Here is a 1,708-nt window from a genome sequence, read left to right as displayed (position 1 = left end):
ATACATGGCGTTGCCCGTTGGCGGGGCGAAGGGAAACCAATGCGCCGCGGACGCGGCTAGTTCCTTGTCGATGTCCAGACGAAGCTGAACTTGTTCGCCCTGGACGGCCAACACTTCGCCTTCCAACGACAGACCGGTCAGCCTCGGGTTCAACAGCCGCTCCTGACGAACAGCATAGCCATGAACCTCATTCATTAATGCTTCATAAATCTACTCGGGCTTCTGCAATTAATCCCAATGTTTCATCTACTTCTTTTACCTGCTTCGCGATTGGTTTTCTTCCCCATTTGATTTTGATGCAAAAAGGCTTATTCCTCCTCATCGTTCAAGTTGGAATAAGCCTATGAAAGTTTTTCAAGTAACTTGTCAAGTTATTTTGTGTTTGGTTTATTGGTTGGTTGTATTGTACGATTTTGTCGTCAATATGTAAGCCCGAATTATATTTCTTTTTTTGTTTCTTAGGTTAATTATATTTTTCGTTGAACGATGGGTGTATTCGGTACTCGCTAGCACCTGTCCCCCAAGCATTCAAATCGCAACATCCTGATACCCTACTTCAATCACCTCTTCATCTAGTAAACGAAGCCCCACTCCATTTTCCACATCCCATTTACAATTAAAAAGTATTCCGATATCTCGACCTTCTCTAATCTCTCCATATGGAACAACAATTCCCTCCAAAGTAATCATATCAAGAAGTTGGTCGATTGTTTCAATTAGGGGATAATTCTCATTAAGTGCAATATCATAACCCAGTTCGTGTCTCTTTTGTTGGTAATAGTCTAAAATTGGTTGCAAGAGACTTAGTTGCAATTGCTCCCAATTTTGCATTAATGATTGATATGCCGTATATTGTTCTTCATCAAACTCGCCATCTTCTTCACCATCTATCATCAATGCGACTTCAATTTCTTTTCCCAAAAAATGAATAGTGGTATCCTTAGACCAACCATATTTATACTCAAGTTCACCAAAAATAGGATCGTTTATTGTCATTTTAAAATCTCCTCTTTTTGTTTATTGGCAAATCCTCCAGGTTCAAATGCCCCTGCATTGATCTCCCCTACACCGCCAAGGTGCCCAAATGTACTGTTTATATTTGTTGGTACAAGTTGCATTGTTTTGACGTCATTTAATTCATGCCATGTTAATTTGTTTTTTTCTCGGTAAACCTTGATATCTTTAGCACTAATTCTACCAGACTCCATCCCAAATTGGCGTGCTAATTCGGGAGAATTATTAAGTTGTTCGGCTAATTTTTGGTCTGATTGAATAAAATTTTCTCGTCTAGCTTTCCCTCCATAAGTCCCCTTTCCACCGAGCATATACTCAATTTCTACTTCTGCATTTGCCACTGGTGAAAGATCGGGAATAGCATTTTTATATTGTATACCATCAATACCAGCTTCATCTAATATTTTTTTCAATCGAGGGTCTGGCGGTGGCTTAAGAGTACATAGTGATTCACCTCTTGTTCCTTCAAAACCAACCCTTGGATTCTCAGGTGCAGGTGTTTGATTAAGCCTTGCTTGATATGAACTAGAAAATTCAGTTTGCTTGAAGGCAGGTGGAATACCACCATTTCCCTTCCCGCCAGAACCACCTGAACTACTCTTCATTACATTATCAAGCTTACTCTTCAACCCGTCCAGACTTTCCTTCAATTCCTTGCTCATGTTCTTGAAGAGATCGGACGCTTCATTCCCCA

Annotated in this window: 2 protein-coding genes and 1 pseudogene; all 3 read right to left on the bottom strand. The window is 40.3% G+C overall.

Annotated features, from left to right (window positions below):
- Nucleotides 1–195 (bottom strand): annotated as a pseudogene (locus DQX05_RS30070) (hypothetical protein); the annotation flags it as partial.
- A 333-nt stretch (nucleotides 196–528) separates the two neighbouring features.
- Nucleotides 529–996, bottom strand: coding sequence for a DUF6985 domain-containing protein (locus DQX05_RS30065; RefSeq protein ID WP_119796890.1), 468 nt, complete (start codon nucleotides 994–996; stop codon nucleotides 529–531).
- Entirely contained in the window at nucleotides 993–1,619 is a 627-nt protein-coding gene (locus tag DQX05_RS30060) for an HNH endonuclease (RefSeq protein WP_119796891.1), read from the bottom strand. The genes DQX05_RS30065 and DQX05_RS30060 overlap by 4 nt, the downstream gene beginning before the upstream one ends.
- Nucleotides 1,620–1,708: the final 89 nt, after the last annotated feature.

Origin of the sequence: Paenibacillus thiaminolyticus, assembly GCF_003591545.1 — a bacterium.
Classification (GTDB): domain Bacteria; phylum Bacillota; class Bacilli; order Paenibacillales; family Paenibacillaceae; genus Paenibacillus_B; species Paenibacillus_B thiaminolyticus_A.
Note: the sequence above shows the minus strand (reverse complement) of the source record. Positions and strands in the feature narration are given on the sequence as shown.